Origin of the sequence: Bradyrhizobium sp. SZCCHNS1050 (assembly GCF_032484785.1) — a bacterium.
Lineage (GTDB): Bacteria > Pseudomonadota > Alphaproteobacteria > Rhizobiales > Xanthobacteraceae > Bradyrhizobium.
In genome coordinates this window covers 92,966-112,217 of sequence record NZ_JAUETR010000002.1, presented here as the reverse complement: position 1 = coordinate 112,217, position 19,252 = coordinate 92,966, and the positions used below count along the sequence as shown (strand labels likewise).

Sequence of the window (19,252 nt, the reverse complement as noted above, 5' to 3'; positions counted from 1 at the left end):
ACCGGCGGCCGACGGTGCCGCGGCTCACCCCGCGACGATGGTGCCGCGCCCTTCGCCCTGCAGCATCGCGCCGATCGAGCCCGGTTCGGCAATGGAGAACACAATGATAGGCAGCGACGTTTCCCGGGCAAGGGCGAATGCGGTCGCGTCCATGACCTTGTAGCCGCCTTCGATGGCCTGCGAATGGGTCAGCCGGTCGAAGCGCTTGGCGGCCGGATCCTTCTTGGGATCGGCGCTATAGACGCCATCGACATTGGTGGCCTTGAGCACGGCCTGGGCACCGATCTCGGCCGCCCGCAAGACCGCTGTGGTATCGGTCGTGAAATAGGGATTGCCGGTGCCGCCCCCGAGCACGACGATGCGTCCTTCGGCCAGCGACTTGTGCGCCGCAGCGCGGGTGAACAGCTCGCACACCTCCGGCATGACGAAAGCGGAGAGCGCCTGCGCCGGGGTGCCCTTGCGCTGGATGGCGGCTTCCAGCGCCAGGCAGTTCATGACGGTGGCGAGCATGCCCATGGTGTCGCCGGTCGGACGCGACACGCCCTGCGACGACACCTCGACGCCGCGCACCATGTTGCCGCCGCCGACCACGACGGCGATCTCGACGCCGAGCTTCTGGGCCGCGATGAGGTCATCGGCGATGCGGTCGACGGTCGGCTGGTCGATGCCGAAGGAATGAGGGCCCGCGAGATATTCGCCGGACAGCTTGACCACGACGCGACGATAGACCGGCTCAGCCATGTGCCAATGCTCTCCTATCCCGCGCGTTGAGATCCGGCGCGAACGCCGCGCCGGATCGTGACTGTGCTCAGTCGTTACTTCTTGCCGCTGGCGGCGGCGACTTCGGCAGCGAAGTCGGTCTCTTCCTTCTCGATACCCTCACCGAGGGCATAGCGGACGAAACCGGCAACCTTGATCGGACCGCCGACCTTGCCTTCGGCTTCCTTCAGCGCCTGCGCGACCGACTTGCCGCTGTCATGGATGAAGGCCTGCTCGAGCAGGGTGACTTCCTTGTAGTAGGTCTTCAGGCCGGACTCGACGATCTTCTCGATCACGTTTTCCGGCTTGCCCTGCTGACGATACTTGTCGGCGAGCACGTCCTTCTCGCGCTTGACGAGCTCCGGATCGAGACCCGCCGCATCGATCGCCTGCGGATTGGCAGCGGCGACGTGCATCGCGAGCTGACGGCCGAGCACGGCGAGCTCGTCGGTCTTGCCGGGCGACTCCAGCGCCACGATCACGCCGAGCTTGCCGGCACCCTCGATGACGGCGCCATGGACGTAGCTCGACACGACGCCTTGGCTCACTTCGAGCGAAGCCGCACGCCGCAGCGTCTGGTTCTCACCGATGGTGGCGATCGAATCGGCAATCGCGGCCTCGACCGTGATGCTGCCCACCTTGGCGGCCTTGATCTTCTCCACGTCGGCCCCGACGTCGAGCGCGACCTGGGCAATCATCTTGACCAGACCCTGGAAGTGCTCGTTGCGGGCGACGAAGTCGGTCTCGGAATTGACCTCGACGACCACGCCCTTCTTGCCGGAGGTCAGCGCGCCGATCAGGCCCTCGGCCGCAACGCGACCGGCCTTCTTGGCGGCCTTCGACAGGCCCTTCTTGCGCAGCCAATCCTGCGCGGCCTGCATGTCGCCGCCGTTCTCGGTGAGCGCGGCCTTGCAGTCCATCATGCCCGCGCCGGTCGACTCGCGCAGATCCTTCACCATCGCTGCGGTGATATTAGCCATCGTTGAACGTCCTTTTGCCTGTCCAAAGCGCGACGCAGCGGATGGCTCGTCGCCGCCCGCTGCCAGGAAAAACCTATCTCAGTCGCGATGGCCGGCGTGAGACGCCGGCCAGAATGGTGTTGTGTCGTCTTACGCGTCGGCGAGCGACTTGGCCTGCGCGACCCAGGCATCGGCCCGGCTCGGGAGACCGACTTCTTCGCCGATCTGGTGCGCGGTGTCGTGGTTGAGCTCGGCGAGCTGCCAGTAGTGGAAGATGCCGAGGTCGTTGAGCTTCTTCTCGATCGCACCGGACACGCCGGTGAGCTTCTTGAGATCATCGGCGGTGCCGCGCGGACCAGGCAGACCCTGGAACGTCGAAGTGGACGCAGCCGGAAGATCTTCCTCGAGCGGAGCCGCCGAGGCGCCGACGTCGATCCCGAGCTCGCCCTGCGCGCGCGAGATGCCGTCGATGGCGGCCCGCGCGATCAGGTCGCAGTACAGCGAAATGGCGCGGCCGGCGTCGTCATTGCCGGGCACGACATAGGTGATGCCCTTCGGATCGCAATTGGTGTCGACGATCGCGGCCACCGGGATCTTGAGGCGCTGGGCCTCCTGGATCGCGATGTCTTCCTTGTTGGTGTCGATCACGAAGATCATGTCGGGCAGACCGCCCATGTCCTTGATGCCGCCGAGCGAGCGGTCGAGCTTGTCGCGCTCGCGCTGCAGGGTCAGCCGCTCCTTCTTGGTGTAGGAGTTGGCTTCGCCCGAGGACAGCACCTCGTCGAGATGACGCAGGCGCTTGATCGAGGCCGAGATCGTCTTCCAGTTGGTCAGCGTGCCGCCGAGCCAGCGCGAATTGACGAAATACTGCGCGCAGCGCTTGGCTGCATCGGCCACGTTGTCCTGCGCCTGGCGCTTGGTGCCGACGAACAGGATGCGGCCGCCCTTGGCGACGGTGTCGCTGACGGCCTGCAGCGCCGTGTGCAGCAGCGGCACGGTCTGGGCGAGATCGATGATGTGGATGTTGTTGCGGGCTCCGAAAATGAAATCGGCCATTTTCGGATTCCAGCGGTGAGACTGGTGACCAAAGTGCACGCCAGCTTCGAGCAGCTGACGCATCGTGAATTCAGGCAGCGCCATTGGATATTCTCCGGTTGATTCCTCCGGAAACGCGTGAGCAAAAACGGGCCGTCAAGGCCCGGCTTGCCACCGGACGCCCTCTAGGAGAGCCAAGTTTCCGTGTGAGATGGCGCGCTATATAGCCGGATTTTGGCGCAACGCAAGGAAAATGGGCTCATTCGGCCTGCAGAAGCTCGACCATCGCCGTCCGGGCCTGCCCCTCCTGCAGCGGAACGAAGTCGACCGGACCCTTGTTGTCGGCGCCCGACGAGGCCGCGGCCATGACGCCCATGCCGAGCAGGCCGAACGCCATGCCGCCGCCCTGCATGGCCCTGGACCGATCACTGGGCCTGATCGAGAAGAAATAGGTCCGCCCCGGCTCTGTGTTGAAATCGAGCACCGAGTCGCCTGGGAACAGGGTCTGGGTGGCGACGAGGTGGTGCGGACCGGCCGGCCGGTCGACGTAGACATAGGTCCCGGGGATCAGGCGGCTCAGCGCGACGCCGTCGACCTTGGCGTCGCACGTGGTCCGGTCCAGCCAGGCATCCTTCAAGCTCATGATGATGATGCGGGACTGCCCGGCACGCGGTGCCCCGATCTTCTGTGACACCACAGCGTATTCGGTGCCTTCCTTGCCTGTCAGGCATCCTGATACCAGAAATGCCGCTCCCAATCCCAGCAGCGCTCGCCTGTTCATTGCCCCCTCCCCGTAGAAATCCGGGGTTCGAGGCTATGACGGGAACCAGGGAACTTTCAACCTCCGGGAGCAAAGACAGTGGAACTGTGATCAGCGCTCCACACCGGCCGGGGCCAGCGCGGCGCGGTCGGCATCGAGCTTCGCCCTCAGCCGCGCGGCGTCTTCGAAGAAGGTCTGCTCGTCCTGCACCGGGACCAGGCGCAGGGACGGCGGCATCAGCACGTGGCTGACATTGGGACGGCCGGAATTCGCCAACGCCTCCGACCGCTGCACGGTCTGGATCGCGATCGCGACCACCAGCAAAAGGCCGACCACCAGGCCCTTGGCGAGCATATGGGTGCGTCCGACCTCACGCAGATGCAGCAAGCAGGTCGCGGCGAGAACGATCCACGAAACGACGTAGCCGTAGGTGAAGACAGCGCTCCAGGTCAGGGCGAACGAGGCAATCTGGGCGAACTCGCTGTAGACCCAGAACGCAATCAGACCCGCCTGCGCGATCAGGAGGTGGCGCAGAAAATGCGAGCGGCCGGAAAACAGCCGCGCCAGCAGCGCCCAGACGCCAACCCATGCGACGACCACCCCGATCATCGTGACGGTCGGCACAAGATAATCGGACAGATGCGCCTCGGAGGTCTGCGCAAACCAGGTCATCACCGCGTTGATCGCGAGCAGGACGACACCGAGGGCGATCGCGGCGATGATCGGCAGCGCCCCGCGTTCGGAGCCCGCGAGCCGCTCCGGCTCGACGGCATGGCCGGCGTCGCGGATCCGAAGCAGCGTCTGGCCGATCCGGATCGGCTTGGCGCCGTCGAGGACGAGCTGCGGCTTCCGGCTCTTGCCGCGATCGAGAAAGAGGCCATTGGCACTGCCGAGATCCTCGGCGACCAGGCGCCCCTCGCCGTCGCGGAAAATTCGCACATGGCGCGCGGCGACATAGGGATCGTCGAGGATGACGTGATTGTCGTAGCCGCGGCCGATGCTGATCTCGGCGGCATCGACGCGGAAGCGGCCGGCGACGTCGCGATGCTTGGAGAGGATCTCGATCCAGATCATCGTGCGACCTGCAGGCGTTCGAGGAAGCTCTTGCCGAGGCGCAAGGCGTCGTCATAGGCGATCGCCTGCAGGTTCAGCCGCGACACCAGCGCCTCGTCGGCATGGTCCTGCGTCACCGCGACCAGCACGACGTCATAGAGGCCGTCGAACTCGCGATAGCCCTGCGCGCACCACAGCACGCGTAGCGGCGGATGAGCGGCCGCCGGCGTCACGCCGACGAAATCGGCATGGCAATGCTGCGGCGTGTACCATTTGCGGAACGAGCCGCCCTGGGTGAGTCGCGGCTGCGCCAGCTGCGTCAGCACGGTCGCGAACTGGAATTGATTGAGGTCGATCGATTTCGCGTAGGAGTGGCTGACCTCGACCACGCCGGTGTTGAGGTCGGACGCGACATAGACGCTGGCCTCGGCCTTGCAACTGGTCGAATTGATGCTGGCGCGCGGCTTCGGCGACGCGCTGGCATTGGTGCTCGCCCAGCATTCGAACCAGCCCGCGCGCGTCTCCGGCGCCTGATAGGAGCCGAACACCCGATCGCGGAAGCCCTCCTCGCCCAGCGACTTGTAGAGCGCTCCACGCCAGCTCGTAAGCTGCGCGATCACGTCCTTGTGCAGATCGGCCGCCGCCGGCCTGGCATCCTGGCCGCGCGCCAGGAGCGCGGCCGCGAAGCGGGCGGGCACCAGGAAGCTGATGAGCTGGCCGCCGCGGCGCGTGGCGACGTTGATGCCGACCACCTGGCCTTGCGCATTCACCGCGGGCCCGCCGCTCATGCCGGGATTGAGCGCGCCGGTGAAATGGATGTGATCGTTGTAGCTGTGCTCGACGAGACCGTTATACGTTCCCTCGATGATGGTGAAGCCGAGGTCGAGCGGGTTGCCGAGCGAATAGAGCCGCTCGCCTTTCGGCAGGCTGCCGTCGAGCGCGGCCTTGTCGAACGAAAAGAACGGCGCGTTCTGCTTGTCGACGCGAACGAGCGCGAGATCGTTGGGCAGGTCGACAGCGAGCAACGTGACGCCGCCCTGCGTGCCATCGGCTCCCGTATATTCGAGCCGGTATGTCTTCGGCTCGAGTGCTGCATCCGACACAACGTGATAGTTCGTGACCGCGAGCCCGTCGGCGGAGACCAGAAAGCCGGATCCGGTCGAGGTCTGGCGGCCGGCATCGGCCACGAGCGTGCGGATCTGGAGCAGGCGCGGCGGCGCCGAGGCATAGACGGCTTCGGCGCCCGGCAGCGCTTGAGCATCGCTTGGCGATGGCAGGCCGGCGATACCGACGCCGCAAAGCGCGGCCATGATTGAGCTTCGCAAAGACAGCGTGCGCAAGGTCCCGACAAACGCTGATATCACTGATGCCCCCGCAACACGTCGTCGGCCGCCGACGTCCTGCGCCCACGATCGATCAGTCCGGCGGTCCGGCCATATCGAAAACAGGCCGATGTTGCAACCGCGCCGACCTCAGGCCAACGCGCCGCGGCTCAGCAATGCGGGACGTTCGGCGGACATCTCTTGCCCGGCGGCGGGGCCGCCGGACGTGGCGGCGGCGGCGCGGGCCGCGCCATCGGCGGCGGCGCCGGCCGGGCCACGGCGGCCATCGGCGGCGGACTGGGACGCGCCATCTGCGGTGGAGGCGCAGGACGCGCCATCGGTGGCGGAGCGGACGGACGCATGACTTGCGGCGGCGGTGGCGCCGGCCGAGGTGGCGGAGCCGCCCGAACCATCGGTGCAACCGGCGGTCGTGGCGGCGCCGGTGGCGGGCTCAGACGCGCCGTCGCCGGTGGTGGCGGCGGGCGGCGCTGGATCTGCGGTGGCGTCGCCTGCTGAATGCGCGGGCTCACCTCAGGCCCGCGCGGAACGGCTGACGGCATGACCGGACGGGACGGCGTCACCGATGGCCTTGCGGGCTGCGGCACGACTGCGCCCGGCGGCGTGCGGTTCGCGCGCAGATCCTGGCGCGCGGGCGGTGGCAGCGCGGCAGAGGGCGATGCCGGTGCCGGCTGGCGCAGACTAGGAGCCTGAACCGATGGTGGCACCGGCGGACCACCGCGACCGGGCACCGGCAGCGGATTGACATTGGCATGCCCCTGCCCGGGTCCCGTCATGGCCGGCGAGGGTCCGCCCGGCGGAGCGTTGGCCTGAATGGCCGGTGCTGCACCGGGCCGGACCGTGGGATTGGTGAGCGGTCCTCCCGGCGGCGGGACCTTGCCCTGCTGGATCAGCGTGGCGCGCTGCGCGACGGCCGGCGGCAGGGCCGGTGCCACCGCCACGGCCGGCGTCGTCACGGCCGCGGGGCCGGCAGTGATCGGCGCGGCCGGCGGCGCCGGACGATTGATCACGGTGTTGATGACGGTCGGGTTGTGGATGTTCTGGTAGATGATGTTGTTCGGCGGCGGGGCAACGAAAGCCGGCGGCCGGACATAGACCGGGATCGGCACGAACACCGGCCGCGGCAGGATGAACAGGCCGACCGGAGCGAACGGCGGCGGCAGCTCCACGAACTCCGGCAGAGGCGGCGGCAGGATGTAGACCGGCGGCGGGGGCGGCGGCACGAAATCGAATTCGGGATCCGAGAACAGCAGCACCGGACGTTCGACATAGATCACCTCGTCGAGCGGCGGCGGCGGCACGTCATATTCGATCATCGCGAAGGTCGGCGGCGGCGCCGGCTGTGCCGACAACATCGCCAGCCGCCGCCGGGCGTCCTCGGCATGCGCGCCATAGGGATAGCGCTTCAGGTAGGACCAATAGGCCTCCGGGCTGTCGGTGCGAAACGTCCGTCGCCAGGTCAGCGCCTCGCGGCGAGCGGCGACGAGGGCGCGCACGCGCCGCGCCAGCGGGTCGCTCGGATAGGCGGCGATGAAATCCTCATAGCCCTGCAGCGTGTCGCGCTCCAGCGCCGCGGCATAGGCCTCCTGCACCGGCAGCTCGCGGATCGGGCGCGAGCGCAGCGCCGCGGTCTGCTCCGGCGAATCCGGCGTGGCGGGCGCGTCCGGCGCCCGCTCGAAGAAGGTGAAGGCGGCCTGGATCTTCTGCGCATCCCACGGCACCTGCGCGCCCTTGGTCTCCTCGTTGACGCGCAGCCGCAGCCGGTCGAACACCTCCGGCAGCGACAGGCCGCCGGTGCGGATCATCTCCGCGAGCGAGCGCGCGTAGACGCCGTAGGCGCCGGTCTCGTTCGGCGCGATCGTGCCCGGCGCCGCATTGAAGGCGATCAGCATGTTGGCATCGGGCTCAACCAGCGCCAGGCCGCCGGCGATCGCCGGACCGCTGGCGATGAAGGGCTGCTGGCGGGCGGCATCGAGCACCACGACGCTGGCCTTCACCGGCGTCGCCGCAAGCTGGCGGATGTAGTCGCTGAGGCGCAGGCCTTCGGTCGGAATGTCGACGTCGCTGCCGATGTTGGCGTCGACGGGAAGAAAATAGTTCTCGCCGGCGAGCTGCATGCCGTAGCCGGCCAGATAGACCATCGCGACGGTGTTGGTGTCGGCTGACTGGGCCTTGTGAATGAAATCGCGAAAGCTCTTGCGCAGCGTGTCGGCATCGAGATCGCGCGCGCCGACCACATCGAAGCCCGCGGCCTGCAGCGTCTGCGCGATCAGGCCGGCGTCGTTGGCCGCCGTCGCCAGCGGGCCCTTGGCATAGGCCCCGTTGCCGATCACCAGAGCGATACGCTTTTCGGCGCCGGGCTGCTGCGCTGCGGCAAGCCGCGGCAAGGCCGCCAAGGCGAGCAGGCAGAGCGAGACACTCAGGACGATCTTCGCGGTGATCTTGGTCAAGCGCATGGTTCAAGCCCCTTCGAGGCACCCGCCGCGGATTCAGCGGGAGAATGGCTGAACCGCGGTTGAACGGAGGCATGTCCGTACAGCCCACGCGCAGCTTTTTTGTTCCTCGTCCCCCCGTTCGACCAGCAAGATCGCCGAACGCAGCCGCTCCAGCGGAACGATCGCCTCGATTACAGCTGCTGCACGTCGACCACGCCGGTCACCGCCTTGATGGCACCTGCGATTTGTGGCGAAACCTTGAAGCGCCCCGGCAGTTTCATCTCGACCTCGGTTTCGAGGTCCAGCATCATGACCAGCGACACCTCGCCTTCGCCTGCTGCGGTGCGGGGCGCCAAGGGCGGCGCGGCGCTCTTGGCGATCGCCCCGTTGCCATTGACCGCGGCACCTTCCGGCCCCTGCAGGCGCTTGACGATGGAATCGAGCGGCTTGGTGTCGCGCAGGAAGATGCGCAATCCGCGCTGCGTCTTGGCGGCGGCATCATCGAGCGGCTCGGCATGCAGCACCCGCGCGCGGACATCCTCGCCCTGCAGCTCGGCGCCGAGCTGCAGCAGCACCGCCGCGCCCGGCTCGAGCACGTCGCGATATTGTGCGAGGCCCTCAGAGAACAGCACGGCCTCGAAATGGCCGGTCGGATCCGACAGACCCATGATGCCCATCTTGTTGCCGGTCTTGGTGCGCCGCTCCATGCGCGACACCACGGTGGCGGCAACCTTGCCCGCAGTCGCGCCGGTCTTCACCGCACGCGAAAACTCGGCCCAGCTCTGCACGCGCAGGCGCTTCAGCGCCGCCGCGTAGTCGTCGAGCGGATGGCCCGACAGGAAGAAGCCGATCGCATCATATTCGCGCCGCAGACGCTCGGCCGGCAGCCAGTTCTCGATGTTCGGCAGGATGATCGCGGGCGCATCGGCGGCGTTGCCGAACATGTCGTTCTGGCCGGAGGTGGCGGCCTCGTGCGCGCGCTGGCAGGCGGCGACGATCGCGTCCGCGCCGGCGAACACCCGCGCGCGGTTCTTGTCGAGCACGTCGAACGCACCGGCCGCCGCCAACGTCTCGATGATGCGCTTGTTGATCGCGCGCGGATTGACGCGAGAGGCGAAGTCGGCGAGCGAGGTGAACGGGCCGCCCTTGTTGCGGGCCTCGACGATCATCTCGATCGCCTGCGGGCCGACGCCCTTCAACGCCGCGAGCGCGTAGAAGATGGTGTTGCCGCTGACCTCGAAGGTCGGCCCCGAGCGGTTGATCGACGGCGGCTCGACCTTGATGCCGAGGCGCTGCGCCTCGGCACGAAATTCCGAGAGCTTGTCGGTGTTGTTGAGATCGAGCGTCATCGACGCCGCGATGAACTCCACCGGATAATGCGCCTTCATGTAGGCGGTGTGGTAGGACACCAGCGCATAGGCGGCCGCGTGCGACTTGTTGAAGCCGTAGTCGGCGAATTTGGCGAGCAGGTCGAAGATCGTGTCGGCCTGGTCCTTCGGCACGCCGTTCTTGACGGCGCCTTCGACGAAGCGGACGCGCTGCTTGTCCATCTCGGCGCGGATCTTCTTGCCCATGGCGCGCCGCAGGAGGTCGGCTTCGCCGAGCGAATAGCCGGACATCTGCTGCGCGACCTGCATCACCTGCTCCTGGTAGATGATGACGCCGAAGGTCTCCTTCAGGATCGGCTCCAGGATCGGGTGCAGATATTCCGGCTCCTCCTCGCCGTGCTTGCGGGCGCAGTAGGTCGGGATGTTGGCCATCGGACCGGGACGATACAGCGCCACCAGCGCGATGATGTCCTCGAAGCGGTCCGGGCGCATGTCGATCAGCGCACGCCGCATGCCCTGGCTTTCAACCTGGAACACGCCGACCACGTCGCCCCGCGCCAGCATCTGATAGCTCGGCGCGTCGTCGATCGGCAGGGTCGCGAGATCGACGTGGACGTCGCGCTGCTTCAGCAGCTTCACGGCGACGTCGAGCACGGTCAGCGTCTTCAGGCCGAGGAAGTCGAACTTGACGAGGCCGGCGGGCTCGACCCACTTCATGTTGAACTGGGTGACCGGCATGTCCGATTTTGGATCGCGATACATCGGCACCAGCTCGCTCAGCGGCCGGTCGCCGATGACGATGCCGGCGGCGTGGGTCGAGGCATGCCGCGTCAGGCCTTCGAGGCGCATCGCGATGTCGAAGGCGCGCGCCACCACTGGGTCCTCGTCGCGGAAGGCCTGCAGCTTCGGCTCGCCCTCGATCGCGGCGGCGAGCGTCACCGGCGCGGCCGGATTCTGCGGCACCAGCTTGGTGAGCTTGTCGACCTGCCCGTAGGGCATCTGCAGCACGCGGCCGACGTCGCGCAGCACACCGCGCGCCTGCAGCGTGCCGAAGGTGATGATCTGCGCCACCTGGTCGCGGCCGTAGCGCTGCTGCACGTAGGAGATCACCTCGCCGCGGCGGTCCTGGCAGAAGTCGATGTCGAAGTCCGGCATCGAGACGCGCTCGGGATTGAGGAAGCGCTCGAACAGCAGCGCGAACCGCATCGGGTCGAGGTCGGTGATGGTCAAGACCCAGGCGACCAGCGAGCCTGCACCGGAGCCGCGGCCCGGTCCCACCGGGATGCCGTGCGCCTTGGCCCATTTGATGAAGTCCGACACGATCAGGAAGTAGCCCGCGTACTTCATGCGCATGATGACGTCGAGCTCGAAGGCGAGCCGCTTCTGATAGTCCTCCTCGGTCATGCCCGGCGCCATGCCGTGCACCTTGAGGCGCCGCTCCAGACCCTCCTCCGCCTGTCGCTTCAGCTCGGCGGCCTCGGCGCTGGCGGCGTCCACGGCATCGCTGCCGGTGCCGGCGCCGACCGTGAAGAACGGCAGGATCGGCTTGCGCGTCCGCGGCCGGTACGAACAGCGCTCGGCGATCTCGACCGTCGAGGCCAAGGCCTCCGGAAGGTCGGCGAACAGCACCGCCATCTCGGCACGGGTCTTGAAGCGGTGATCCGGCGTCAGCTGCACGCGCTCGGTGTCGGCGATCAGATGGCCGCCGGCGATGCACAGCAGCGCATCATGCGCCTCGTAGTCGTCGGCGGTCGCGAAATACGGCTCGTTGGTCGCGACCAGCGGCAGGCCCTTGCCATAGGCGATATCGATCAGGCCGCCTTCGACGCGGCGCTCGCGGTCGACGCCGTGGCGCTGCAGCTCGATGTAGAGGCGGTCGCCGAACAGGCTTGCCAGCCGCTCGCAGCGCTGCGTCGCAAGTGCCGCCATGTCGTGCTGGATCGCGAGCGAGATCGGCCCATCGGGCCCGCCCGTGAGCGCGATCAGACCATCGACACCCTCGTTCAGCCACTCGAACTTGATGTGCGGCGCCTGGTGCGTCGGCGTCTCCAGGAAGGCGCGCGAGTTCAGCCGCATCAGGTGGCGGTAGCCCTCCTCGCGTGCGGCAAGCAGGACGATTCGCGAGGGCTGCGCGACCGCGCCGGCATTGCGGGCATTCGGGTCCATGTCGCCGAAATCGATGGCGAGCTCGCAGCCGGCAATCGGCTGGATGCCATAGCTCGCCATCTTGTCGGAGAATTCGAGCGCACCGAACATGTTGTCGGTGTCGGTCAGCGCCAGCGCCGGCTGGCGGTCGGCCTTGGCGAGTTCGCCGAGCTTGCCGATCTTGATCGAGCCCTTCAGCAGCGAATAGGCGGAATGGACGTGGAGATGGACGAATCCGGCGCTGGACATGCTCGCCTTGCAGCTTCCCTGGGGCTTGTTCCGAGATCACGGTGCGGGGCCAAGCCTTGGGCTTGGCTCGAAGTCATGAACCGCCATGACCCTAGACCCCGACCGACTCGCTCCGCATCATATCGGACGACCTCCGGCGAGTCCGGCGCCCTCGCCTGCCTTGTCCCCAGCCGCCGCGCTCGGAAAACTAAAGCTGTGGAATGATTTGCGCCCAGAGCGCGATCATGCCGACGAACAGCGTGATCGACGCCAGCGCGGCGGCTTCTTGAACGAAAACCTTCAGCATCGGGACCTCCCTGAGTCAGAACATATGGAGAACAATGTTCCTTTTCTGTTCTCAGGTCAAGCGCGCTGATCGGCTCATCGCCGCGCCGGCACAGCAAATGGTTAACCCGCCTCCGCAGACAAAAAGCCCCGGCGCGACCGCCGGGGCTTTCCAATCCGCCGATCGAGCGAGGATCGACTCAGTACCGCGTCGCGACCGGGCCGCCGAAGCGGTAGTTCAGGCGGGCGGTGAACAGATCGACGTCCTGCTTGATGCTGTCGGAGCCGAGCGCGCCGAAGCTGACGGTCTGGCGGTCCATGAACAGATGGTCGTACTCGACGCCCAGCGACCAGTTCGGCGCAAAGCCGTATTCGACGCCGGCACCGACCACGCCGCCCCAGCGCGTGTCGTCGTTGGAGGCGAGGAACGCGCCGGTCGCCGCATTGGTGATCGTGTACTTGTTGCTGGTCACGGCCGCGCCGCCCTTGGCGTAGAGCAGCACGTTGTTGATGGCGTAGCCGACCTGGCCGGTGAACAGGCCGAACGCATCGGTCTTGGTGCGGTTACGCGTTCCGAACAGCGCGCTCTGATTGTCGCCGGTGAGGTCGGCCCAGTTGCCCTGCGCCTCGACGCCGAACACGATCTGGCCCATCTGCCAGCGATAGCCGACCTGGCCACCGACGGTGCCGCCGGATGCATCATGCGAACCCTCGCGGCCGCCGCCGACCAGATCCCAGGTGTTCTCGCTCCAGCCGCCGCCACCGTTCACGCCGATGTAGAAGCCGCTCCAGTCATAGATCGCAGCCATCACAGGCGGCGGTGCCTTCGTGTAGGGACGCGCAGCGAGATCCGCGGCAAGCGCCGGCGAGGCCAGCACCACGAGCGCCGTCGTCGTCAACAGAAGTTTCTTCATCACAGGTCCAGTCTCGTCTCATTTGGCCCCCAGGCCAGCCGCACCTCTTACCGATCTGCGCCACAATTGCTGTAGCCGCTCGGTCACAGCTCGCTGCTGAAAGGCCAAGAGACATGTTAGGAAATTAATCTTTAATCACAGTGTGTTGATGGAACTTTCCAGCTTGCAATCGAGGGCCGACCGACTACACACGCGTGAGGGCCGTCGCGCCGGTGCTTCGCCATGAAGCGCGCGCGTTCTGGTCATCAAGGGATGAAGGGAGATCGTTGATGCGTGAGGTTTTATTTGCGGCCCTGGCTGCAGCCGGCCTCGTGGTCGCAACCCATGCGCCGGCTCACGCCGTCGGTGTCAGGCATGCGTTCTGTCTGCAGGGTGATGAGTTTCCGGGCTTGAGCCACTGCACCTTCGACACTTACGCGCAATGCCAGGCGACGGCGTCGGGACGCCTGCTGAACTGCATCGCGAACCCCTATTTCGCCGGTGTGAGCAATGACCCGCGCGCGACACCCTATCCGTATCCGCACAGGCAGCGGATCAGGCCGCGTCCGCCGGCGCCGAATCCCTACGCGCCGTTCCCCAACCCGTTCGTGTTCGAAGAGGACTGACCCGTCCCCGCCTTCGACGCAGCGAGCTGCCGTCTCAGGCCATACCATCGAAGGTTCGTCGAAGCCGCGGCTTCGACGAACCGGAGCAATCGAGGGTGACGTTGCGTCAGCGCATCATCCCGAAACCCGGACCGAACTTGTAGTTCAGCTTCACGAGCCCGATGTCGACATCCTGCTTGATGCGATGAGTCATCGCGGGCGCGCCGGCCGCGGCGACGAAGTTCAGGTTCTTGTTGCCCAGGAAGATGTGGTCGTACTCGACGCCGACCGACCAGTTCGGCGCAAAGCCATATTCGAGGCCGGCACCGATCGTACCGCCCCAACGCGTCGTGTTGGCGCGATCGAGCATCACGTTGGTGCCCGTGGTGAAGGTGTCGTAGCGATCGCCGACGACCGCGGCACCGCCTTTGATATAGCCGAGAATGTTGTCGAAGGCATAGCCGACCTGGCCGGTGAACAGGCCGAAGCCGTTGGTGCGTGAACGGTCGCTGACATTGGGAAGAATCAGGTTGCGATTCGTGCCTTTGAAGTTCGCCCAGTCGCCCTGCGCCTCGACGCCGAACACCCAGTTGGCCATCTGATAGCGGTAGCCGACCTGGCCGCCGACGGCCGCGCCGCCGCCGCCCGAGCAGCCTTCGCGGTTGGCTGCCGGGTTCACCGCCACACCGGCGTTCGAAACCAGATTCCAGCAATCCCGGCTGGAACCTCCGCCGGCGTTGAAGCCGACATAGAAGCCGCTCCAGTCATACACCGTCGCCACGACGGCGGGCGGCGCCTTGGTGTACGGCCCCTTCTTCATTGGAAGATCAGCTGCGAATGCAGACGTCGCCGCGGCGATTGCGCCGAGCCCCACCGTTGCGCCGAAAAGCGTCTTCATCATCGAACTCCGTAGCTTCTGTCCCAAAGTCCCCAGGCCCCCTGGTTCCGTGCGAAAAACATGCAGCGCGACGAAGCGACTATGCCACCCGCATTCGCTCCGCCGACATCAACCGATGTGCAGATCAGAACCATTCTTTCCGGCTTTTATGGGATTGGGCGCAAAGGCCTGTTTTTCAAGGCTTTGCCCGCAACATGAACAAACAACTAATAAGATGTAAGGAGGAGTCGTGGCCGGCGTCCATCCATGGCCACAATGCGAGCGACGGCAAAATCGTGATCGGGAAACTCTCGGTCACGGAACGACCCCTGTCACGTCTCAGTCGTGAATTCTTCAGGGCAGCACGACGAGTCTTGCGAATGCGTAGCATCATCATGCGCAAAGCGGACGAATGTGTGGTGCTTCCCGGCCGACGCGGAATGCACGCTCGTCCGGGGCGGCATCGTCATGACGTGTAGTAGATCGCCAACTTCAGCGCGGGATCGTCGTTGGACTGGAAGGTCGCGTATCGCAGCCTCACGCGGCCCTTCTTCGGATGCTCGAGCAGCTTCTCGCCCGCAGCAAGCGCATTGACGTCGTGCGCCGCCCACAAGCCATCGAACTCGCGGCTGCCACGCCGCAGCCGCGCGATCAGATCGACGAAGGCGGGATCGCCCGCCCACAGATCATAGGTCGCGCGAAACTGCGCGACCATGCGCTGTGCCAGCTCCTTCCATTGCGCGCCGAACAGCCGGCGCACGCCGGGCTTGCACAGCATCAGCACCAACGTGTTGCGCTCATCGTCGGCGAGTTGCGAGAAGCCGAAGATCTCGTCCGCCGCCGCATTCCAGGTCAGCACATCCCATCGCCGTCCGGAGATGTAGGCCGGCTGGTTCAGACTCTGCACGAGCTCGCGCAGCCGGACCGGCACCTGCTCGCGCACGAACGGCTTGCGCGCAGGATCGCGCACCAGCGCCTTGAGATGAGCATGCTCGGTTCGGCTCAGGCGCAGGGCGCGCGCCAGCGCATCGATGGTGGATGAGGACGGCTTCACCGCACGGCCCTGCTCGATTCGGATGTACCAGTCGACGCCGATGCCAGCGAGCTCGGCCACTTCCTCCCGCCGCAGCCCGGCGGTCCGTCGCCGCCGCCCGGCCGCGAGGCCGACCGCTTGCGGCGTCAGCTTCTCGCGCCGCGAGCGCAGGAAGTTTCCGAGTTCGGCATGTCTTGGATCACTCATCTCCGAGATCACTCATGGTTCGCCCCCGATGGCGGTGCGCCCAGCCTGGGCTTCTTCAATCCTAGGATAATACCAGGCCTTCTTGCGCGTAGGATAGACCGGCAGACTGGTGCCTCGCCATCGCGAAAATGGAGAAGATCATGAAGGCCGCAGTGCTCAAACGATTTGGATCGCCGCTCGAGATCGAGCATGTCGAAGACCCCGTGCTCGGCACCGGCGAGGTGATCGTCGACATCGCCGCAGCCGGCGTGCTGTCCTATGCGAATGAAGTGTTCAGCGGAGAACGCAAATATCTGCTGGAACTGCCGGTCATCCCGGGAACGAGCGGCATCGGCAGGGTCAGCGCGCTCGGCCCCGATGCCACGCATCTTGCGATTGGCGACTGGGTGTTCTGCGATCCGACGGTGCGCTCACGTGACAATGCGCTCGCCCCCGACATAACCCTGCAAGGCCTGAGCGCGCGCGGACCGGGCGGGCTCAAGCTACAACGGCATTTCCGGCACGGCTCGTTCGCCGAGCGCATGCGGCTGCCAACGGAGAACGCCAAGCCGATCGGTGTCATCGATGCCCGCGACGCGGCGCGGTGGTGCGCGCTCGGCACCCTGCTCGTGCCCTATGGCGGCTTTCTTGCCGCCAATCTGCAGGCGGGCGAGACCGTGCTGGTCAGCGGCGCCACCGGCAGGTTCGGCAGCGCCGCAGTCGCGGTGGCGCTCGCCATGGGCGCCGCTGCGGTCGTGGCGCCCGGTCGCAACGAGGCCATGCTGGCCGAGCTCCAGCGCCGGTTCGGCGCACGCATCCATCCAGTCAGGCTGTCGGGCCATGAAAGCGAGGACACCGAGCGCATGAAGCGCGCCGCGCCCGGCCCGATCGACTGCGTGCTCGACATCATGCCGCCCTCCGTCACGACCAATGTCGTGCGGACCGCCGTGATGACCGTACGCCCCTATGGGCGCGTGGTGTTGATGGGCGGAGTCGGCATGCTCGGCGGCCCCGGGCTCGAGCTGCCCTATCCCTGGATCATGCGCGACTGCATCACCATCCGCGGCGTTTGGATGTGCCCGCCGACAGCGACAGTGAAGATGGTGGGACTGATCAGGGCCGGACTGCTCGACCTCGCGCAGTTCGAGCCGACCTGTTTCGACCTCGACCATGCCAACGACGCGGTCGCCCATGCCGCCGTCCATCGCGAGCCGTTCAAGATGACGGTGATCAGGCCCTGACTGCGGCCGGACTCAGTCGAGCTCGACGACCTTGCCGCCGACGATGGAGACGCGCCGGTCCATGCGGCCGGCCAGCTCCATGTTGTGGGTCGCGATCAGCATCGCGACCCGCGTGGCCTTCACGAGCTGCATCAGCGCGTGAAAGACGTGATCGGCGGTGCCAGGATCGAGATTGCCGGTCGGCTCGTCCGCCAGCAGCGCACGCGGCGCATTGGCGACCGCACGCGCGATCGCGACGCGTTGCTGCTCGCCGCCGGAGAGCTCGGCCGGGCGGTGCTTGATGCGCTCGCCGAGCCCGAGATAAGCCAGGATCTCGGTCGCCCGCTTCACCGTCTCGGACCGTTTCAAGCCGCGGATCATTTGCGGCAGCATCACGTTCTCCAGCGCCGTGAACTCCGGCAGCAGCCGGTGCGACTGGTAGACGAAACCGATGTCGGTCCTGCGCATCTGGGTGCGCTCGATGTCGGTCAACTGCGACGTCGGCACGCCCCCGACATAGACCTCGCCCTCGTCGGGACTCTCCAGGAGACCCGCGATGTGCAGCAATGTCGACTTGCCCGAGCCCGACGGCGCCACCAACGCCACCGACTGACCGGCCCACAGCGCCAGCTTGGCGCCGTCCAGAATGGTCAGCTGCTGCTCACCCTGCATGTACCGCCGCTTGATCTCGTGGAGATAAACGACCGGCACATCCTCGGCCCCCTGCTCGTCCATCAGCGCCTCACTCGTAGCGAAGCGCTTCGACCGGGTCTAATCGGGCCGCGCGCCAGGATGGATACAGCGTAGCCAGGAAAGACAGGGTCAAGGCCATGATCAGAACGGCCGCAGTCTCGCCGGCATCGATCTCAGCCGGCAGCTTCGACAGGAAATAGAGTTCATTGGGAAACAGATCGGTGCTCGTCAGCCAGGACAAAAACTTCCTGATCGAATCGATGTTCATCGAGATCAGGAGGCCGACGACGAATCCGGTGAGCGTGCCGACCACCCCGATCGAGGCGCCGGTGATCAGGAATATCCGCATGATCGCCCCCTGCGAAGCCCCCATGGTCCGCAGCACGGCGATGTCCTGGCCCTTGTCCTTGACCAGCATGATCAGTCCCGAAACGATGTTGAGCGCGGCGACCAGCACGATCAAGGTCAGGATCAGGAACATCACGTTACGCTCGACCTGCAGCGCATTGAAGAAGGTCGAGTTACGCTGGCGCCAGTCGACGAGAAAGATCGGGCGGCCGGCCGCCTCGGTGACCGTCTTGCGAAACTCCTCCACCTTGTCGGGATTGCTGGTGAAGATCTCGATCGCGGTGACGTCGTTGTTGCGGTTGAAATAGGCCTGCGCCTCGGCCAGCGGCATGAAGACGAAGCTGGCGTCGTATTCCGACATGCCGATCTCGAACACCGCCGCGATCTTGTAGGGCTTGATGCGCGGCGTGGTGCCCATCGGCGTCACGGCGCCCTTCGGGGCGACCAGGGTGATGCTGTCACCGGCATGCAGCGACAATTGGTCCGCGAGCCGGCGGCCGATCGCGACGCCCTGGCCTTCGTCGAAACCTTCCAGCGAACCCTGCTTGATGTTCTTGGCGATCGACGTCAGGTTCGTGAGGTCCTGCGCGCGAATGCCGCGGATGAACACGCCTGACGCATTGAATGGCGACGAGCCCAGACCCTGTCCGTCAACCACCGGCGCGGCAAGTCGGATGCCCTGCACCTGCGCGATCCGCTCGGAGACGTCCTTCCAGTCGGTGAGCGGCGACTCCAGCGGCTGCACCAGCAGATGCCCGTTCAGACCGAGGATCTTGTCGAGCAGCTCCTTGCGGAAGCCGTTCATCACCGCCATCACGATGATCAGGGTGGCGACGCCCAGCATGATGCCGAGGAAGGAGAACCCCGCGATGACGGAGATGAACCCTTCCCTGCGGCGCGCGCGCAGATAGCGCCCCGACAGCATCCACTCGAAGGGAGCGAAGGGGGTGGTGGTCTGCACCGGTTCGGTCATGGCGTCATCCATTGTGCGATCATCCCATGATTCGGGCCGAATGTGGCCGGATTGGCCTGAAGGGGACGGGCAGCCCCGGTGGATAATCCGATGATCG

At 66.2% G+C, this 19,252-nt stretch carries 15 protein-coding genes; 2 read left to right on the top strand and 13 right to left on the bottom strand.

Annotated features, from left to right (window positions below; genetic code table 11):
- Window positions 1-24: 24 nt before the first annotated feature.
- The 9 genes from pyrH to QX094_RS24850 form a co-directional block, all read right to left on the bottom strand.
- Entirely contained in the window at window positions 25-741 is a 717-nt protein-coding gene (gene pyrH / locus QX094_RS24890) for a UMP kinase (protein WP_315711598.1), read from the bottom strand.
- Window positions 742-815: 74 nt separating this feature from the next.
- On the bottom strand, window positions 816-1,739 hold the full coding sequence (gene tsf / locus QX094_RS24885; protein ID WP_315711597.1) for a translation elongation factor Ts: 924 nt from the start codon (window positions 1,737-1,739) through the stop codon (window positions 816-818).
- A gap of 129 nt (window positions 1,740-1,868) precedes the next feature.
- Window positions 1,869-2,858, bottom strand: a complete 990-nt coding sequence (locus QX094_RS24880; protein ID WP_315711596.1) for a 30S ribosomal protein S2 — start codon at window positions 2,856-2,858, stop codon at window positions 1,869-1,871.
- Between the two features lie 154 nt (window positions 2,859-3,012).
- Window positions 3,013-3,534 (bottom strand): hypothetical protein, encoded by a 522-nt coding sequence (locus QX094_RS24875; protein ID WP_315711595.1) that lies wholly within the window; start codon window positions 3,532-3,534, stop codon window positions 3,013-3,015.
- Between the two features lie 90 nt (window positions 3,535-3,624).
- The gene (locus tag QX094_RS24870; protein ID WP_315711593.1) at window positions 3,625-4,587 is read right to left on the bottom strand and encodes an FHA domain-containing protein; all 963 of its coding nucleotides are present in this window, start codon (window positions 4,585-4,587) and stop codon (window positions 3,625-3,627) included.
- Window positions 4,584-5,876 carry a serine protease gene (locus tag QX094_RS24865; RefSeq protein WP_315827151.1) on the bottom strand — a complete coding sequence of 431 codons (1,293 nt, stop codon included), beginning with the start codon at window positions 5,874-5,876 and terminating at the stop codon, window positions 4,584-4,586. The genes QX094_RS24870 and QX094_RS24865 overlap by 4 nt, the downstream gene beginning before the upstream one ends.
- A gap of 182 nt (window positions 5,877-6,058) precedes the next feature.
- Window positions 6,059-8,362, bottom strand: coding sequence for a caspase family protein (locus QX094_RS24860; RefSeq protein ID WP_315711590.1), 2,304 nt, complete (start codon window positions 8,360-8,362; stop codon window positions 6,059-6,061).
- 170 nt (window positions 8,363-8,532) lie between these two features.
- The gene (gene dnaE, locus QX094_RS24855; RefSeq protein ID WP_315711589.1) at window positions 8,533-12,063 is read right to left on the bottom strand and encodes a DNA polymerase III subunit alpha; all 3,531 of its coding nucleotides are present in this window, start codon (window positions 12,061-12,063) and stop codon (window positions 8,533-8,535) included.
- A gap of 464 nt (window positions 12,064-12,527) precedes the next feature.
- Window positions 12,528-13,241, bottom strand: a complete 714-nt coding sequence (locus QX094_RS24850) for an outer membrane protein (protein ID WP_315711588.1) — start codon at window positions 13,239-13,241, stop codon at window positions 12,528-12,530.
- A gap of 269 nt (window positions 13,242-13,510) precedes the next feature.
- Between QX094_RS24850 and QX094_RS24845 the strand changes: the two genes are divergently transcribed.
- Entirely contained in the window at window positions 13,511-13,846 is a 336-nt protein-coding gene (locus QX094_RS24845; RefSeq protein ID WP_315711587.1) for a DUF3551 domain-containing protein, read from the top strand.
- 106 nt (window positions 13,847-13,952) lie between these two features.
- Here QX094_RS24845 and QX094_RS24840 read toward each other — a convergent pair whose 3' ends face one another.
- Both QX094_RS24840 and QX094_RS24835 read right to left on the bottom strand, forming a co-directional pair.
- Entirely contained in the window at window positions 13,953-14,726 is a 774-nt protein-coding gene (locus QX094_RS24840; RefSeq protein ID WP_315711586.1) for an outer membrane protein, read from the bottom strand.
- Window positions 14,727-15,168: 442 nt separating this feature from the next.
- Entirely contained in the window at window positions 15,169-15,942 is a 774-nt protein-coding gene (locus QX094_RS24835; protein WP_316175258.1) for a helix-turn-helix transcriptional regulator, read from the bottom strand.
- A 140-nt stretch (window positions 15,943-16,082) separates the two neighbouring features.
- Between QX094_RS24835 and QX094_RS24830 the strand changes: the two genes are divergently transcribed.
- The gene (locus tag QX094_RS24830; protein WP_316175256.1) at window positions 16,083-17,162 is read left to right on the top strand and encodes a zinc-binding alcohol dehydrogenase family protein; all 1,080 of its coding nucleotides are present in this window, start codon (window positions 16,083-16,085) and stop codon (window positions 17,160-17,162) included.
- A gap of 12 nt (window positions 17,163-17,174) precedes the next feature.
- Here QX094_RS24830 and QX094_RS24825 read toward each other — a convergent pair whose 3' ends face one another.
- Together QX094_RS24825 and QX094_RS24820 are read right to left on the bottom strand one after the other, a co-directional pair.
- Window positions 17,175-17,876 carry an ABC transporter ATP-binding protein gene (locus QX094_RS24825; RefSeq protein WP_231324716.1) on the bottom strand — a complete coding sequence of 234 codons (702 nt, stop codon included), beginning with the start codon at window positions 17,874-17,876 and terminating at the stop codon, window positions 17,175-17,177.
- A gap of 7 nt (window positions 17,877-17,883) precedes the next feature.
- Window positions 17,884-19,167 (bottom strand): lipoprotein-releasing ABC transporter permease subunit, encoded by a 1,284-nt coding sequence (locus QX094_RS24820; RefSeq protein ID WP_315711581.1) that lies wholly within the window; start codon window positions 19,165-19,167, stop codon window positions 17,884-17,886.
- Window positions 19,168-19,252: the final 85 nt, after the last annotated feature.